Origin of the sequence: Acinetobacter pittii ANC 4050 (assembly GCF_000399685.1) — a bacterium.
Lineage (GTDB): Bacteria > Pseudomonadota > Gammaproteobacteria > Pseudomonadales > Moraxellaceae > Acinetobacter > Acinetobacter pittii_E.
Genome location: NZ_KB976987.1, coordinates 625,196 through 643,364, shown reverse-complemented (window position 1 = coordinate 643,364; position 18,169 = coordinate 625,196). Strand labels below are relative to the sequence as shown.

General features: G+C 37.9%; 15 protein-coding genes and 1 pseudogene. 7 read left to right on the top strand and 9 right to left on the bottom strand.

What is annotated here, in order from left to right:
• Positions 1-57: 57 nt before the first annotated feature.
• The 4 genes from impB to accC all read left to right on the top strand — a co-directional run bounded on the left by impB (position 58) and on the right by accC (position 3,896).
• Positions 58-1,383 (top strand): Y-family DNA polymerase, encoded by a 1,326-nt coding sequence (impB, locus tag F931_RS06965; RefSeq protein ID WP_016140686.1) that lies wholly within the window; start codon positions 58-60, stop codon positions 1,381-1,383.
• 235 nt (positions 1,384-1,618) lie between these two features.
• Positions 1,619-2,074, top strand: a complete 456-nt coding sequence (gene aroQ / locus F931_RS06960; RefSeq protein WP_016140685.1) for a type II 3-dehydroquinate dehydratase — start codon at positions 1,619-1,621, stop codon at positions 2,072-2,074.
• A 17-nt stretch (positions 2,075-2,091) separates the two neighbouring features.
• Complete coding sequence (gene accB, locus F931_RS06955) at positions 2,092-2,511, top strand: acetyl-CoA carboxylase biotin carboxyl carrier protein (protein ID WP_000354611.1); 420 nt, start codon at positions 2,092-2,094, stop codon at positions 2,509-2,511.
• Between the two features lie 17 nt (positions 2,512-2,528).
• Positions 2,529-3,896 (top strand): acetyl-CoA carboxylase biotin carboxylase subunit, encoded by a 1,368-nt coding sequence (accC, locus tag F931_RS06950; protein ID WP_002115704.1) that lies wholly within the window; start codon positions 2,529-2,531, stop codon positions 3,894-3,896.
• Positions 3,897-3,943: 47 nt separating this feature from the next.
• Here accC and F931_RS06945 read toward each other — a convergent pair whose 3' ends face one another.
• On the bottom strand, positions 3,944-4,447 hold the full coding sequence (locus F931_RS06945) for a hypothetical protein (protein ID WP_002115710.1): 504 nt from the start codon (positions 4,445-4,447) through the stop codon (positions 3,944-3,946).
• Between the two features lie 158 nt (positions 4,448-4,605).
• Positions 4,606-5,769 (bottom strand): MFS transporter, encoded by a 1,164-nt coding sequence (hcaT, locus tag F931_RS06940; protein WP_016140684.1) that lies wholly within the window; start codon positions 5,767-5,769, stop codon positions 4,606-4,608.
• A 674-nt stretch (positions 5,770-6,443) separates the two neighbouring features.
• Here hcaT and F931_RS06935 point away from each other — a divergent pair.
• On the top strand, positions 6,444-8,117 hold the full coding sequence (locus F931_RS06935; protein ID WP_016140683.1) for an FMN-binding glutamate synthase family protein: 1,674 nt from the start codon (positions 6,444-6,446) through the stop codon (positions 8,115-8,117).
• A gap of 139 nt (positions 8,118-8,256) precedes the next feature.
• Here the strand turns inward: F931_RS06935 and pldB are convergent, their stop codons facing one another.
• The 5 genes from pldB to F931_RS22495 all read right to left on the bottom strand — a co-directional run bounded on the left by pldB (position 8,257) and on the right by F931_RS22495 (position 12,573).
• Complete coding sequence (gene pldB / locus F931_RS06930; RefSeq protein WP_016140682.1) at positions 8,257-9,285, bottom strand: alpha/beta hydrolase; 1,029 nt, start codon at positions 9,283-9,285, stop codon at positions 8,257-8,259.
• Positions 9,285-10,409, bottom strand: a complete 1,125-nt coding sequence (locus tag F931_RS06925) for a YdcF family protein (RefSeq protein WP_016140681.1) — start codon at positions 10,407-10,409, stop codon at positions 9,285-9,287. Before F931_RS06925 ends, pldB begins: the two co-directional genes overlap by 1 nt.
• A 4-nt stretch (positions 10,410-10,413) precedes the next feature.
• Positions 10,414-11,448 carry a UDP-N-acetylmuramate dehydrogenase gene (murB, locus tag F931_RS06920; protein WP_016140680.1) on the bottom strand — a complete coding sequence of 345 codons (1,035 nt, stop codon included), beginning with the start codon at positions 11,446-11,448 and terminating at the stop codon, positions 10,414-10,416.
• Between the two features lie 19 nt (positions 11,449-11,467).
• Positions 11,468-11,971 carry a low molecular weight protein-tyrosine-phosphatase gene (locus tag F931_RS06915; RefSeq protein WP_016140679.1) on the bottom strand — a complete coding sequence of 168 codons (504 nt, stop codon included), beginning with the start codon at positions 11,969-11,971 and terminating at the stop codon, positions 11,468-11,470.
• A gap of 371 nt (positions 11,972-12,342) precedes the next feature.
• Entirely contained in the window at positions 12,343-12,573 is a 231-nt protein-coding gene (locus tag F931_RS22495) for a hypothetical protein (RefSeq protein WP_005068773.1), read from the bottom strand.
• Between the two features lie 526 nt (positions 12,574-13,099).
• Here F931_RS22495 and gbsB point away from each other — a divergent pair.
• Entirely contained in the window at positions 13,100-14,257 is a 1,158-nt protein-coding gene (gene gbsB / locus F931_RS06905; RefSeq protein ID WP_016140678.1) for an iron-containing alcohol dehydrogenase, read from the top strand.
• Entirely contained in the window at positions 14,257-14,691 is a 435-nt protein-coding gene (locus F931_RS06900; RefSeq protein ID WP_016140677.1) for an acyl-CoA thioesterase, read from the top strand. The genes gbsB and F931_RS06900 overlap by 1 nt, the downstream gene beginning before the upstream one ends.
• A gap of 48 nt (positions 14,692-14,739) precedes the next feature.
• Here the strand turns inward: F931_RS06900 and F931_RS06895 are convergent, their stop codons facing one another.
• Positions 14,740-16,968, bottom strand: coding sequence for a phosphocholine-specific phospholipase C (locus tag F931_RS06895; RefSeq protein WP_016140676.1), 2,229 nt, complete (start codon positions 16,966-16,968; stop codon positions 14,740-14,742).
• 324 nt (positions 16,969-17,292) lie between these two features.
• A pseudogene (locus tag F931_RS22365) lies at positions 17,293-18,169 on the bottom strand (DNA polymerase III subunit gamma/tau); the annotation flags it as partial.

The following is an 18,169-nucleotide window of genomic DNA, read 5'->3' as shown; positions in this document are numbered from 1 at the left end:
TTATGAAAATAATATCAATATGTCGTTTTACCAATATTTTTAATGGGGTAAGTCACAATGGAAATCTCACACCGCGAAATTTACGCGCTTGTCGACATCAATAATTGTTATGTTAGTTGTGAGCGCTTATTTAACCCCAAACTTATTGGTCTGCCTGTTGTAGTACTTTCTAATAATGATGGATGTGTTGTATCACGTAGTGAAGAAGCAAAAAACATGGGTATCAAAATGGGTATTCCATGGTATCAAATCGAGCAATACGCTCTTCAAGCAGGTGTACACGTCTATTCAAGTAACTACACTTTATATGCCGAGATGTCGCGTCGCTTTTTTTCAGTACTTGGGGAGTTTTTCTCACCCGATGATTTAGAAGCTTATTCTATTGACGAATGCTTTATTCGCCTTACCCCTTACCTACAGTCTATAGATATTCACTCTTACTGTGCCAAAGTCGTAGAAACTCTAGAAAGTTGGTTAAGCTTACCTTGCTGTATTGGTATCGGATATTCAAAAACTCAAGCAAAATTAGCCAATCACTATGCTAAAAAGATTCCAAGCTTTAATAAAATTTGTAATTTCATCACTTTAGATCCTTTGCTTCTTGAAGACCTCATGCAAAATACTTCGGTCAAAGAAGTGTGGGGAATTGGCTATCAATTGGTCAAACAATTACGAAGCTATGAGATTTATTCATGCTTAGACTTAACTTTTGCCAATGAGCATCATCTAGCAAAAGCTTTTTCTGTGGTGATGGCACGTACCATTCGTGAGCTAAAAGGCCAATCCTGTATTCAACTCGACGATCCTGCCATCGTCACAAAACGAATTTTAGCTTCACGTAGTTTTGCTCAAGCTTTATCCAGCATTGAAATTATTAAACAAGCACTTATTTTCCATCTCAACCGTGCTCATCGCCGTTTAATGAAACAAGAGCAACTATGTGCCTGCATTCAAGTCATGCTTTATGAAAAAATAGATAAACCACCTTATAAAAAAGCATCATCTCAAGCGATAGGCTTAAATTATGCAACAGATGATCTATGTATATTAACAAAAGCAGCAATGCAACAAATTGATGTTTTATATAAAGAAAATAAGAAATACATTAAGATTGGAGTTTTATTTTGTGGTTTGCATCCCCGTCAACATCACATTGATGATTTATGGCAACCTCTGGAGTTAATTCATCAAAGACAACAATTGATGCAAACGCTCAGCACAGTTCGTAACCGATTCGGTAGTCACTATTTACAAGTCGGTTATCATTCTCGAAGTTCATCTTGGCATATGAAACAATGCCACCGTTCAAAAAACTATCTGACTCGGTGGAATGAACTCTTAGTGATTGGAGAGAACTCTATAGCCGTTACACAAAATACATGAACTGTTTTTGTCAATTCAGTTTAAAATAAGCTCTATTAAATTACTTGAAATTTTGTCATTTTTTAACATTGCTAAATCATCGCAAAATTTACAATATATAAGCCGAATTTGGTATACCCTTTCTGCGACGATGAAAACAAATTATAAAAAAATTGTAGAAACATATGCCATAATAAGCAAACTTTGCAGACATCTTGCAAAGAATATTTGCAACTTTAGAGCTGGAGCAATCTGAATGAGTTCGACCATTTTGGTGATTCATGGACCGAATTTGAATTTGCTGGGAAAACGCGAACCAGAAGTATATGGTCATCTTACCTTAGGTGATATTAACCAACAACTTATTAATCAAGCTCAACAAGCTTCAATTACATTAGATACTTTTCAAAGCAACTGGGAAGGTGCCATTGTTGATCGTATTCATCAGGCACAAACTGAAGGCGTAAAACTTATTATTATTAATCCTGCTGCCCTCACCCACACTTCAGTTGCTCTACGTGATGCCCTACTTGGCGTTGCGATTCCATTCATTGAAGTACATTTGTCGAATGTCCATGCAAGAGAGGCATTCAGACACCATTCTTATTTATCTGATAAAGCAATTGGCGTGATTTGTGGTCTAGGTGCAAAAGGCTATCGTTTTGCGCTCGATTACGCTATTGAAAAAATTCAACCATCTAACCCAAACTAGTTTAGGAATAGTCGCCCATGGATATCCGCAAAATTAAGAAACTCATCGATTTAATGATTGAGTCTGACTTGCAAGCGATCGAAGTTAAAGAAGGTGATCAATCAATCGCTTTAACTCGTCGCAATCCTGTCGTTGCTGCGGCTGGTGTAGCACTTCCGGCTGCTCCTGTTGCAGAAGCACCAGTTGCAAAAACACCGCGTGGAGCAGTTGAAACTTCTCCAATGGTTGGCGTGTTCTACGCTGCTCCAAGCCCAGGCGAAGCACCATTTGTTAAAGTAGGTCAAACTGTATCTGCTGGTGAAACTTTGGGTATTATTGAAGCAATGAAAATCATGAACCCAATTGAAGCAACTCAAAGTGGCGTGATTGAAGAAATTTTAGTGAAAAATGGTGAAGTTATCCAATTCGGTCAACCTTTATTCCGTTATCGCGCGTAATTACCCCGGGGACGTCTATGTTGCAAAAAGTTTTAATTGCAAACCGTGGTGAAATCGCTTTACGTATTACCCGGGCTTGTAAAACATTAGGAATCAAGACTGTTGGTATCTATTCAGATGCCGATAAGGATTTGATGCATTTACGTTTTGTTGATGAAGCAGTATGTATTGGTCCGGGTGCAAGTAGTGATAGCTATTTAAATATCCCGGCAATTATTACTGCTGCAGAAATTACCGGTGCTGATGCTATTCACCCGGGTTATGGTTTCCTTTCAGAAAATGCTGAGTTTGCTGAAATTGTAGAAAGTTCAGGCTTTACTTTTATTGGCCCTCGTCCAGAACATATTCGCCTTATGGGGAATAAAGTTTCTGCGATTGTTGCCATGAAAAAAGCTGGCGTACCTACTGTACCAGGTTGTGACCATGCAGTGACTATCCACAATGCATTGGCAGAAGCAAAAGAAATTGGCTTCCCGCTCATTGTTAAAGCCGCTTCTGGTGGTGGTGGACGTGGTATGCGTATTGTTGAGCGTGTAGATACACTACTTGAATCAGTTCAAGCAGCGCAACGTGATGCAGAAATGTGGTTCGGTGATGATACCGTTTACATGGAACGCTTCTTACAAAAACCTCGCCATGTCGAAGTTCAAGTTCTTGGTGATGGTAATGGTCATGCAATCCATTTATATGACCGCGACTGTTCATTACAACGTCGTCATCAAAAAGTACTAGAAGAAGCACCTGCACCGAATTTACCAGAGCAAGCTCGAGCTGATATTTTAGAAGCTTGTGTTCATGCTTGTCAGTTAATGCAATATCGTGGTGCTGGTACATTTGAATTCTTATTTGAAGACGGTGAATTCTTCTTTATTGAAATGAATACTCGTGTTCAGGTAGAGCACCCTGTAACTGAAATGGTTACTGGTGTTGATATTATTGAACAGCAGTTACGTATTGCAGGTGGCCTAGGACTAGAGCTTCAACAAGAAGACATTAAAGTTCAGGGACATGCAATTGAATGCCGTATCAATGCAGAAGACCCAACAACTTTCTTACCTTCACCAGGTAAAATCGAAAGTTTCTATGCACCAGGTGGTGCAGGTATTCGTTTAGATTCTCATATCTACCCAGAATATAGCATTCCTCCTTACTATGACTCTATGATTGCTAAATTGATTTCTCATGGTAAAGATCGTGAAACTTCAATTGCACGTATGCGTCAAGCATTAGATGAAATGATCCTTACAGGAATTAAAACAAATATTCCTTTGCATAAAGATCTTATTTTGCAAGATAAGAGCTTCTGCTCTCAAGCAATGGACATCCATTACCTTGAAAAACACTTGTTAAAGCAAGTGGAAGAAAAGAAAGCTGAAACTGCATAATAAAAAAAGCCTCTTATTTTTAAGAGGCTTTTTTTATATCTATCATTTTATGGTAACACTCTACGCAGAGTCGCAAAGCATTGCTCACCCTTCGCAGTCGAACAGAAATTGATGGTATGATCGTTTTTCCATTGTACAAAATATTGTGAGACATCACCTGTTTGGTCTTGCTTCTGACCAGAACAATCTACTTTATTATTATCAAATTTAATTTGCATCACTAAAGCGGCTAGCTGCTCTTTAGGATCATCAGATGGTTGATATTCATAAATACCATAAGACCATTCCTGACCGCTTTTAATCACTACATCGTTACTACTGCGAAAGTTATAATATTCCACACATTTCTTATTATTTGGAATCTCCATTCCCCATAATCCCATAATTTCAGGACGCGTAACAATACGTATAGCGTTAGGATTACTTGCAGTCCGAACAGGTTGTTCGGCTGGCTGTTGAGTAGCTGTTTCTGCCACAGCTAAACCAGAACAAGCCCACAATAATCCAATAATATAAATATTTTTCATAGATTTATTAATCATTAAACGCATGAACTTAAGTTAGCATATTTTTTTAGAAAATCATTGCTCCATAACCATATAAAAACAATATTTTTCAACTGTAACGTGCCACAACAAGTCAACAAACAATTTTATATTTATTTGCTTTTTTCAATACAAAGTTATTAAAGTTTTATCTCACCTCAAACTTATGTGGAAGAGTCGATTTGTTTAGGAAGCCACATCACAAAACCTAGGCCTAATAGTACCACCGCACTTGCACACATAAAGATGACTTCACCAGAAAGAATTTTCCAGAAATGCCCAGCTAAAACACTACCAAAGGCTACCCCTAATCCCCACATCGTGCTGTAAAGTGCTTGTCCGCGTCCCTGTTGTCCCGCTGAGAAGTTTTGAAAAATTACTCGCATCGCAATTAAATGAAATAAACCAAAACTAAAAGCGTGCAAACACTGTGCAAAAATTTGACCAACAAAATAATGTGAAAATATTGCAACCATCATCCAACGTATGCTCGTCAATATTAAGCAAACAATTACCAAAATACGCCATGAGAAATGTTGAAAAACTTTTGCAGCAATTGAAAACATAAAAATTTCAGCAAAAACACCCATAGCCCATAAGAAACCAATTTGCGTGGTACTAAAACTTAAAGATTTCAAAAAATTACTATAGAAACTATAAAAAGGCGCATGTGAAAAAAGCAGAATAAATTCAATTGCAAAAAATGCAGCCACAGTTGGACGTTTAAGAACAGGAAGTAAAGGTTCTAAATGTTTTTGTGAGATAGGTGCACTATCAGGTTCGCGGATTGTGAAAGACCAGACGAAGGCCAGTGAAGCAATAATTAATAATAAAATTGGGAGCATTGAAATAGGCACTATTTCTAAAATTGCTCCAATAGTGAATACCCCAACAATAAACCCAACAGACCCCCATTTACGAATTTTGCCGTAAAGCTTCGCTTTTTGGTCACCCAACCAAAATAAAGTAACACCTTCAAATTGAGCTAAAATAGCATTTTGAAAGAAACTAAAAATAAGCATAAGCAAAGCAATTGACTGAAAAGTATTTGGCACTATAAAAATAGCTAACCATATACAGGACTCCATCCAAGTTGCCAGCCGGACAAGTAGCATTCGTTTACCAGATTTATCAGCAATCCAGCCCCAAACTAACGGTGCAAAAAAACGCGTTACAATCGCAATTGATGATAAAACACCAATTTCTTGATAATTAAATCCTTGATCTTGAAGATACAAATTCCAATAAGGCATGAATGTACCAACAATGGAATAGTAGAAAAAGTAGAATCCGCCAAGTCTAGTTTGGATGGTAAGTGGTTGGAACAAGCTATAAACCTTTGCATTTTCAATAGGTTAAAATTAGAGATAGTTATATATCAAAACATCCCAACCCTTTAATTTTAACACTTTGTTTTGTAATACAAATAACTAAATTATTGTTAATTCAATTGTCTCTAAAAGCATTTTTTATGGATAAGAAAGAAAAAATAAGGGAAAAGAGAACTGTAATTTAATTTGTACAATCTGTTAACTTGTGTAAAAATACATTTAATATTCATAAGGTATTTAATCATCAGATGTTTTTTCTTATTTTTTTAATTTGTCTTTTTCTGTTTTTACTCATCCTAAAACAACATTATCGATAAACCCCTCTATAAATTCCGATATATTCAAAATTTCGCTTTCAATCTAAATTAAGTCATCCTATTTCCCCCACTCCAATTCGCTGTGTAAAATTAAAAATATACTAGATTTCTTTAAATTAATTAAGAGATCTAGAAAAGACAATAAAAAGCAAAAAATTTAATTCTCAGCTCCGAGTAACTTCACATTTAAAAATAGAATTTATCCAAAATAAATAACCCTCTTAATTTTTATTATTTGTGTGGATTTTATATCTTCTACTTTATTTTAGGTTTGAGCTAACAATTCCATACTTGTAGTTTGACTTGCTTCTTGGCAAGGTATGTGCCAGTAAAACATTAGGAATTTGTTCCAATATGGCGAGTCCAGCACAAATCATTCGACATAAATTTCTCAATACATTTTTCTCACGCCATTCTATCTGGTTTTTATGTATTTTTACTGCGCTCAGTATTACGTGGTTTCGTACTGTATATACCCCTCATAGTATCTACTATTTTGTTTCTGACACTCTCCTTAACGGTTTATGGGTGGTTACAGGCGCCTTAAGCTTATTAGGTCTCTATGATATTTTGCAGAATAAACATTCAATATTAAGAAATTACCCAATTATGGGGCATTTTCGTTTTTTGTTTGAAGATATACGTCCTGAAATTCGCCAATACTTTATTGAAGCGGATCAAGATGCTCTACCTTTTTCACGCATGCAAAGAAGCTTAGTTTATCAACGTGCTAAAAATGAAAATGCAGATAAACCTTTTGGTTCAATCATCGATGTTTATCAAGAAAATTATCGTTTTATTGTTCACTCAATAAGCCCTTGCCCGCCCGCAGATCCAAAAAGCTTCCGTATTCAGGTGGGTAATGCACAATGCCTACAACCGTATAGCGCATCTATTATGAATATTTCTGCCATGAGCTTTGGTAGTTTAAGTGCCAATGCAATTCGTGCCCTAAATAAAGGAGCACAATTAGGCGGTTTTTATCATGATACTGGCGAAGGAAGTTTAAGCCCTTATCATCTGGAAAATGGCGGTGATATTGTTTGGCAAATTGCCAGTGGTTATTTTGGTTGTCGTACGCTTGATGGAAAATTTGACGAGCAAAAATTTGCCAAGCAATCTCAATTACCACAGATCAAAATGATCGAGCTGAAGCTTTCACAGGGTGCCAAACCTGGTCACGGCGGTATTTTACCTAAACATAAAATTACCGAAGAAATTGCTCAAATACGTGGTGTTTCGCGCGATCACGATTGTATTTCTCCTGCCAAGCATTCTAGTTTTTCTACCCCAATTGAAATGATGCATTTCTTACAAAAGTTACGCACATTATCTGGTGGTAAGCCAGTTGGTTTTAAATTGTGTATTGGCCAACCTTGGCAATTTATGAGTATTGTTAAAGCAATGCTTGAAACAAAAATTGTTCCTGATTTTATTGTTGTTGATGGTTCTGAAGGTGGTACGGGAGCAGCGCCAATTGAGTTTAGCGACAATATCGGTACTCCATTACGTGAAGGCTTACGCTTTGTCCATAACACACTTGTCGGTGCAGGGCTAAGAGATCAAGTTAAAATTGGCGCGAGTGGTAAAATTATTAGTGCATTTGATATTGCGAGTACTTTTGCGCTTGGTGCAGATTGGGTTAACTCGGCACGTGGTTTCATGTTTGCTGTCGGGTGTATTCAGGCACAAAGCTGTCATACCAACCAATGCCCAGTAGGCGTTGCAACCCAAGATAAAGATCGTCAAAAGGCAATTGATGTACCAACTAAATCAGAACGAGTATTTAATTTCCATAAAAACACATTGCATGCATTATCAGAAATGATTGCTGCTGCTGGTTTACGTCATCCTTCTGATATTAAAGCTCATCATTTAGCTCAGCGAGTAAATGACCGTGAAATTAAGAACTATGCTCAACTGCATTTTTTCTTAAAAGAAGGTGAACTTTTACAGTCTGAACTTATTAATGACGATGATAATTTTTATTATCGAATGTGGAATATGGCGGATGCTAATCATTTTTAATTGATATTAATTTTATCAGTTAAGCATTTATAGTGGGACGCCTCTCCCTATAAATGCTTCATATAGCTTTATCAAAATTAAAAAATAAAGCCCCAGATTCATGCATCTATCTAAATTTTTTGGATAGATGCATTATTTTTTAATAATAAAAATGTTTTGGCTTTGCATGTAAAAAGGCCGGAATCAATCCTGTTAATGCAGCACGTATATCCGCACGTTCATTAATTAATTGATGAGAACCTTCTTCAAGCATTAACAACGTTTGCAGTCTAAATTTACGACGAATAAATTCAATGTTGTAACGCCAATCAACTGTCTGATCGAGAGCACCTTGTGCAAGCCAGACTGGGATACGGCAAGCAGGTCGCGCTTCCATTTCCTGCATCCATTTTGACATGGCCAAAATCCAGTCCATTCCCATCATTCGGGGTTGCAACGGATCTTTTAAGCGAATGAAACGTAAAAATTCAGGATTATGATTATTACGTCTAAAGTGTCTTGGTACTTGACGTTTAATACGGCGAATAATGCCCAATCCAACAGGGTTATGCCACCATGCAGTTTTTGCCGGTCGAATCAAAGGAGAAAGTAAAAGTACTCGATCTACAATCGGATCTTGGCGTTTTTCAGCATATTCCAATAGGTGATGCATCCAGATTGCGCCACCCGTACTCTGACCGATACCAACCCACGGCTTTGGCAATTGATCTGCATGTTTTACATATTGATAAACAGCCATCAAAACTTGCTGGTAATGATCAAAATTTTTAATACTGGCCGGTGAACCATCACTTAATCCATGGCCAGGCAAATCATAAGTAATGATGCTAAAACCCTGCTCAAGAATTTCACGGATAATTGGCTGATAAATACCGCTATGTTCAAGATAGCCATGCAATAGGCAAACTGTACCTTGTATTTTTTCTACTTTGGGTTTGAAAACTTGTACATGCAAACGGAATAAAGGCATTTGAACATAGCCCTGCCAATGGTCACATTCAAGTAAATGTAAACCATATAATTTGCGGTAAGCTAACAAATCACGAGAAGGTTCTTCTAATGTATTTAAATTGAGTGGACTCAAAACCTGCGGCGTAAGATCACGGTTAGGAACCGGTAAATCTAATTGTTTTAATACGGCAGGATTGAGAAATGGAATATCTGACATTAAGGAACCTCTCGACAATCACTTGAGCCAAACAACATGTCGCGAATTGTCGCAAGTAATTCATAATTTGCACGGCGGCTATGATCGTAATTTTGCACACTTGGTTGCCAGCGCGTCAGTGGAGTTGGCATTGGAGCCACAACAGGAATAGTTTCAATACCATTTAAGGCAAAGAGTCGGCGTGTACGCGGCATATGATATTCATCTGTAACCAGCATCACCGTCGGTGCTCCACCTTTTTTCTGAAGCAATAAAGAACTAAAACGAGTATTTTCACATGTGTTCATACTACGCTTTTCTAATAGCTTGGCATCAACACCGCGCTCTTTTAACCAAGCTTGCATATAAGGCGCTTCTACACCGCTCAGTACAATAGGTAGATGATTTTGTTTTTCAACTTCTAAAGTTTTTTCTAATCGCAAACGCGTATAGCCATTCACTACAATATCTTTACCATTTTTGTCTAAAGTTAATCCTCCGCCCAACACAACAATTGCATAAGGCTCTGATAACTTTTTAGGTTGTACAGGTATTGGATTTTTACGTACATATTCGATTTTCTGTTCAGGTTCACTGACAGCTTCTTGATGCTCTGGTACCACAGGTTTTCTTGCTAAAAACTCTGTATATTGCTCGGTAAGTGCCTTATTTTCAGAACTATTAATAAAAAGTGTTTCATTAACAGGACTACTCGCCTCATCTGCAGCATCAATTTCTGAATTTTTAGCGACTAGAGGAACGGTTACCGTGGTTTCCTGTTCTTGTGTATCCTGTTCCTTTTCTTCTAAAAGAATAATTTGCTGTAAGGCTTTATAATTTTCTTGAATATAGGTCAAATCAGATGTCTTTTTTTCACGTAAAGCTTGCTCTGTCAATTTTAAATACGCCTGACGAGCAATCCATAAATTTGAACCGGGTTCTAAATTATCATGTTCACTTAACGAAGCCTGTCTTTGGCTCTCAGCGGCAACCTGATTAACGTCAACAGGAACAAAATAATTAAGCCCAGCTACAATAAGTTTTGAATAAAACGGCGAATATAAAAAAACCACGAAACAGCCTAATAGCACAAATAGTACGGTGACTACTTGGACTAAACGTACCATTAAGTGTACTTTTGGCATAAAACTATTCCGTATGATTTTCAATTAAACCTAAACTGTTATAAAGCACAGGCTCTGGTTCTAACATAATATGGAAACGCTGATCAACATCATGTTGTACAGCCTGATAAGTTTTCTTTACATCAGTAAGAGATGCATTGGCATAATTCACCAAAACTAATGCCTGTTTATGGAACATCCCCACCATATCGAGTTGCTTCCCTTTCCAACCCGCCTGATCAATTAACCATCCTGCTGCAATTTTAACGTTTCCATTCGCTTGAGGATAATGAGGAATTGTTGAGAATTGTGTGACTAAACGCTCAAACTCTTGAGGACTAACAATCGGATTTTTAAAGAAACTACCTACATTTGGATATTCTTTTGGATCAGGAAGCTTACTTTGGCGAATATGGATGACCTGATTCTGTAAATTTTCAGCAGTCTGATTATCTCCAACTGCTTGTTTTAAATCGCCATAATTAAGTTTTAAGTGTGGCTGTTTAAGTAATTTAAAAGTGACATGTGTAATAATGTAACGGTTCGGATCATCTTTAAAAATACTATGGCGGTAGGCGAAATGGCAGTCAGCCGCTAAAATTGTTTGAGTTTGCTTTAAATTGCGGTCATACACTTGTACTGACTCAATAAACTCACCCACCTCTACTCCATAAGCCCCAATGTTTTGTACGGGAGAAGCGCCGACTAAGCCTGGAATAAGTGCAAGATTTTGCAAACCAAACCAGTTTTGCTCAGTGCTGTATAAAACAAAATCATGCCAGACTTGGCCTGCACCAACCTTAACCCGAACAAAATCATGATCGTTCGATAAAACTTCAATTCCCTGAATATCAAGATGAATAACTAAAGCATTGATCTGCTGCGGCAACAACATATTACTACCGCCCGATAATACAAGTACATTTAACTGATGCTGCTCTGCAAAATCTAAAGCTTCTTCAATATCGTGAATATTGGCAACTTTAGTATAGTGGGAAACGGTTGCATCTAAACTTAAGGTATTGAATGGCTTAAGCTGTACTTGATTCTGAATTTGCATTGTGTTGAAAAACCTATTCTTAAACATTCAATTGTTTTTTTAAAATATTAACCCATGCCAAACTACTAGACTCACATTGATTGAGTACACGCTCAAAGCCATCCGCACCGCCATAATAAGGATCTGGCAACGCTTGTTGTGGATATTCAGGATCATGCTCACTCATTAAAGCTACTTTTGCACGAATTTGATGAGCACCAAATTGTGAGACGGCTCTTTGCAGTACTTCATGAATATCTTCAAAATTTTGATGATCCATTGCCAAAATCAAATCAAACTCTAAAAAGTCTTGAGTTGAAAGTTGTCTTGCTCGTAAAGTCGATAAGTCATAGCCTCTTTTTTTAGCATGCAACTGACTGCGCTGATCAGGCGCTTTATTTGGATGATAATTACTTGTTCCAGCTGAATCGACAATGACACTGAGTTGATGAGCATCACAATAATGTCTAAAAACCACCTCAGCCGTGGGAGAACGGCAGATATTTCCTAAACAGACACATAACACCTTATATTGTGTTTCCATTAGAAATTACATCCAAACTTTTGAATTAAATAAAAATAAATTGGGTGCACGCAAAATCTTAACAAACTATAAATTTGTGACAACCGCATTGACCATGTGACTTGTTGCATTTTGTCAAAACTCACATGGGTTGAAAAGGAAAATAATGTTTATCAATAGATTAAAAGTTGATAAATCGGTCGATAAACTATCTGATCTTTTATCCTTTCTTATGACTCAGCCATTTCGAAGAACTCGAGACACGATATAAAAAAAGCCTACTCTTTCAAGTAGGCTTTCCCCTTATGACTTTTGCGCTGATCATTAAGGTTTATTGTTGTTTAAAGCAACTCGGGGATCTTACAGAAATACTTAAGAATAAAAAAGCTTATTTACTTAACTGAATGTAAGTACTCATATGCGCCTTTTTCGTTACTCTCCAGTTTAATGACTGCATCCGTTTCATCATTTAGTGTCAGGTTAAATACTTTTTCACCATCATATGAAATTTGATGACCCATACGGAACTCTGAGTCAAGTGACTCAAGAATAATAAAATTTCCTTCGTTATTCGAAGCGATATAGTAAGTATTGTTCCGATGAACATATCTAATTGTGTACATCACTATTTAAATTCCACCTCAAAAAATTATGTTTTTTCTTAATAATAAAAAGACCTTGTTTTCCCCGTCTCAATCAGAAATGGTCCTAACGAAAAAGACATCTAACCTCTAAAAACAGGAAATACGTATTTGGTTATATTTCCAACTTTACAACTGGATAATTCCCACACACCCACTATCAATAAAAAAAAATTAATTCAAAAACTTATAACCAAAACTTTGTAAGCATAAGTTTATAAAGTCAGCTCCCTCTTTTTGATTATTGATCCTGATTATTTGGCATTTTTCCTTGCTTATACTATCAAATTGATATTACAGAAATACTTAATAATAAAAAACCCCGCCATTAGTCGATAGTTAGCTGAGTTTTTTGCAATCTAAATTTGCTTTTGCTGGTTTAAATCCTGAGCTATAAAATCACCTTACGAGAATGCTTTATTTTAAAGTGTCTTATGCTAACTTATCTGGAGATTGAATCTTATAGAACCATTCAACAATAATGTTCAAAAATAAGGAAATAATGTATATGAGCCATTTTCAATTTCAAACTGTTCCAAATATCATCTCTGGCTTAGGCTCTATACAAGAATTACAGAATATATTGTCCTCAAAAACTTACCGTAAGTTATTGCTGGTCACTGATGCGGGTATGGTTAAAAATCAATTACACCGTCCCATCCTTCAAATTTTAGATACCCTCAATATTGAATATGTCATTTATGCGGATGTGCAGGCTGACCCACCAGAACAAGTGGTTTTAGATGCAGCCAATTATGCAAAACAGCAAAATGTCGATGTCATTCTTGGTTTTGGTGGTGGTAGTTCTTTGGACGTTGCAAAAGTTATTGCTTTGCTTGCCCACCCCAACCAAACTCAACATTTGCAAGAAATGTATGGCGTAAACCAAGTCACTACAGCTCGCCTTCCGCTTATTTTGATTCCGACTACGGCTGGTACTGGTTCAGAAGTAACGCCAATCTCAATTGTGACTACTGGTGAAACGACAAAAATGGGGATTGTCTCTCCAGTACTGTATGCCGACACAGCAATTCTTGATGCAACCTTTACTCAAAACCTTCCAGTCCATATTACTGCTGCAACAGGTATTGATGCGATGGTGCATGCCATTGAGGCATATACTTCTAAGCACAAAAAAAATATATATACCGATATTTTAGCCAAACATGCACTCAAGCTACTAAATCATAACTTACCGAAAGTTCTTAAGAACGGCAATGATTTGGAAGCAAGGCAAAATATGCTGTTCGGCTCAATGCTTGCAGGTCAGGCATTTGCAAACTCGCCCGTTGCTGCGGTACATGCTTTAGCTTATCCACTGGGTGGACATTTTCATCTTTCGCATGGTCACACCAATGCCTTAGTATTGGTTGAAGTATTAAAATTTAATGCACCACATGCTAAACAATATTATGCAGAGCTTATGCAATGGTTAGATCCATATAGTAATGGCAGCACCGATGGTTTGTGTGATCTTTTTATTGACCATATGCAGAATCATTTAGACCGTAGTGGTTTGACTTTAAAACTTAGAGATCTGGGTATTGATGAGTCTAGCTTACCTAGACTTGCTCAAGATGCCATGTTGCAAACCCGCTTACTACAAAATAACCCACGTGACATGACAGAAGCTGCTGCTTTGGCAATTTATCAGGCGATTCATTGATGACTAAACCCGTTTTAAAAACCCGTGATCAATTTAAGTTCTTTTTAGATATTCAAACGCGTTGGGCAGATAACGATATTTATGGTCATGTGAATAATGTGACTTACTATAGCTATTTTGATACTGCAGCCAATGCGTTACTGATTCAAAAAATAGGTTTTGATATTCATGAAGCAAAATCAATTGGGTTAGTCGTCGATTCAGCTTGTAGCTTTAATCAGGAATTGTCATTTCCAGAAATTATTCAAGTGGGTGTTGCGATTGGGAAAATCGGCACGACATCTTTACGCTATGAATTGGCAATCTTTAAACAAGGTCAAGACCAAGCCTCAGCTCAAGGACATTTTGTTCATGTGTTTGTTGATCGCGAAACGCGTAAAACTGTACCTATTTCTGAGACAGTTCGCGAGGTTTTAAAGAGTTATTTATTATAAAAAATGGGGCAAAAAGAAAATAAACTACTCTTTTTGCCCCCTCTCTACTTATATCATTGCAGGATCACTAAAGGAGTCTTCACCCGTCTCAACTCGACCAGCAAAACGTCGGTAATAATACGGATCACTTTGACTGGTGATTTCAAAATCATACCAATGTCCTACGTCAGCCAAAGCCCAATGTTGTTTAACGACCTGACCCGCTTTTACGGTCAGTTGTAACGGTGCATCTTGGCGGTATGCACAAGGTTTTACCGTCAATATTGCATCCTTAGTTCCTTCATTCATGAGTTCTACATACACATCACCGTTGGCAATGTCATAACACACTCGAATTTCAGGTTTAACACCACTATCGACAATACGTTGAGTATCTCCTTTAAAATGACGATGGTAGCCATTTGGACCGAGCACCCATAAGTCGTAACGACCTAAATTATCTTTTAAAGCGTCCCATTCATCATCTAGAGTTTTATTCGGCTCTACAATATAACGCTTTGGAATACGGTCTAAGTTGAGCTTGTCATATACGTGGAAAACCGCTGCTTGCGTACCCGTATTAGAGAATATCAATTGCACCTTACCGACCGCTTTACAGCGCGCGCTGGTGTGCAGTTCATAAGGTAGCGCACGTGACAGACGTATGCCACTCTGTTGAATCGGCAACTTAATATCTGTCGGTACGGGAACAGCTGGCAAAGCTTCTTGGTTTTCTCTTAACTCATCTGCCTGCACACGGGTTTGTTTACCATTAAGCTGCGGTAAAATATCTGCATTTGGTGTTTTAAAGTTAAATGCACTGGTTAAATCACCACACACTGCACGGCGATATGGACTGATATTCGGCTCTTTTACTCCAAAACGTTTTTCTAAAAACATGAGCACAGACGTATGATCAAAAACTTGTGAGTTGACCCAACCACCACGGCTCCATGGAGAAATTACATATAACGGGACGCGAGGACCCGGACCATAAACTCGTCCATCAGGTGTAGGCTGAGAATGGCTTCCCTCAGGTGCAGCATGGTCAAAATATTCGTCCTGCATATCAGCACTGCTTAATGTTGATTTTCCAGCGTACTGACCATTTTTAAGACGAGATGGCGCTGATGGTGATGGCACATGGTCAAAGTAACCATCATTTTCATCGAAATTGATAATGAGTGCAGTTTTACTCCAGACTTCAGGCACCGCAGTTAACGCGTCAATAATTTCTTGAATAAACCATGCCCCTTGAACTGGGCTTGAAGGATCCGGATGTTCGCAATAAATTGATGGCGCATTAATCCACGAGACTTGCGGTAACGTACCTTCACGAATGTCGCGTTTAAAAGCGTCAAGATATTCTTCTGGTTTATTACCCGGCAACGTATTTGCAATGCCTTTGTACAATGGGTTTTTGGCATTATCGGTCGCAGCATCATACGCTTTATACGGTAGCTTTTGACCCGTATCGGCATACGGTTTATTCGGCTCACCACCACTTGAAACTGGATAACCAGATGCAATGTTCGCCTTTCTAAACGTACGAAATGCACCAAGCATATTATCGCCCCATTCATCTGGCATATTTTGATAACAAATCCAGCTTATGCCTGCTTCTTCTAAACGCTCGGCATAGGTCTTCCATGTATAACCACGATCTGCCGTCGCTGGGTTACCATCAATCCAGTCCCACTCATTATTTACAAATGAACGCTTGGTCGGTGTTGCACCATTGGTACCCGTCAAATGATAAGACCGATTTGCATCTGTTCCTGTATGCATAGAGCAATGGTAGGCATCACAAATCGTAAAGGCATTCGCAAGTGCAAACTGATATGGAATTTCTTTTTCTTTAAAATAGCCCATGGAGATATCAGTTTTGTGGGTTGGCCAGTTCGCCATACGCCCATTGTCCCAAGCTAACTGACTGTCATTCCATGTATGTGGCGTCCCATCTGCACGTTGTGCATTATTGGCCGTCCCATCCAAATGAAAAGGCGTTAAAACTTGTCCATTACTTCTAAGCTGCTCCCAGACACGACGGCCACTAGGCAAAGGAATCGTAAAACGATCGGCAAAACCTCGAACACCTTTTAATGTTCCAAAGTAATGGTCAAAAGATCGGTTTTCCTGCATTAAGATAATAACGTGTTCGACATCCTGAATGGTGCCAGTTTTATTGTTTGCAGGAATTGCTAAAGCTTTTTGAATACTCGATGGGAAAGCCGCTAATGCCGCAGCACCAAAACCCATATTTAAAGAGTAATTTAAAAATTTACGGCGTGTAATCATGATCAGGTTCTTTTTATTATTTAAGTTTATGGGGCACAGCGCATTACAGGCTTTTTACCTGTATCTGGCGTATTTGAATTATCATTTGATGAGTCGTTACAACCACTCAGCAGAATCGCGCCGATTAATAAAAGATATGAATACTTAAAACAATTTATTCCAGTGCATTGCCTTTTCATTGCTATGTACAATCCATTTAAAATCTAAAATGGCTAACATAGAAAAGTACAATGACGGTGACATGACCTGAATATTTCAATCCAATGAAGAATATGAAAATTCTAAGATTTTTATATTCTTCACCAGATCAAAACTTAGATGAATTTAAGGCTTTAATTGAATATTTTGCAGTTCGCCATCAAAAGTTTCTATGAGACTCTTAATGACTGGCTGTTGCTGTAATAGCTCAGCTGCTCTGTGAAAGGCCTTTTCTTTACGTGCACTTTGAATGGTATATGGGGTAGATGTATTTAAAGCACCATATTCAACTGTAAATTGAGTATTCGGCCATTGTCCATTTAATGCATCAATAAGCCCTTGCTGTAATTGAGTCAGCATATTTTCATATTCTTGAGGAATATGGAAAATAGTATTGCCGCCAATTTCACCGGTCATCACACCATGCTGAGCAAGTTCTTGAACCGCTGGAGAAAGCTGGCTATTTCTAAACCAATATTCCCATTTTTCAAGCGTCCATTCACCTTCTAAAACTTGAGGAGAAAGCTTCAAGATATCTTGAGGCATAAGCTGCTCATTATCAGTTGTGCTAGAGTCTTTTACAACGGCAACTGTTTCAATAACTTCAGACTGCACCAATGACTGTTGTTCAACAACAGGTTCAGAAGGCAAATCATGAGTTATAGGCGCATCTTGACCAAGAGAAAATTCAGCGCTTGATGATTCAAACAAACCTTGAGGTTCAGCAGAGAAAGCTGGTTCAGATTCAATTTGTTTGGCTTGGGTTTCTGCCTGAACTTGTACTAACTTTTGCTCTGGTACTGGAATAAAATCTTCTTCCAGAACACTAACTGTTTCTTGAACAGCTGCTGACTCAAGCCCAATCAACTCATGATGATTTGGGTCGAATACCATTAAATCCTGATTAGACTGTGGTTCAGGTTCAGGTTCAGGTTCAGGTTCAGGTTCAGGTTCAGGTTCAGGTTCAGGTTCAGGTTCAGGTTCAGGTTCAGGTTCAGGTTCA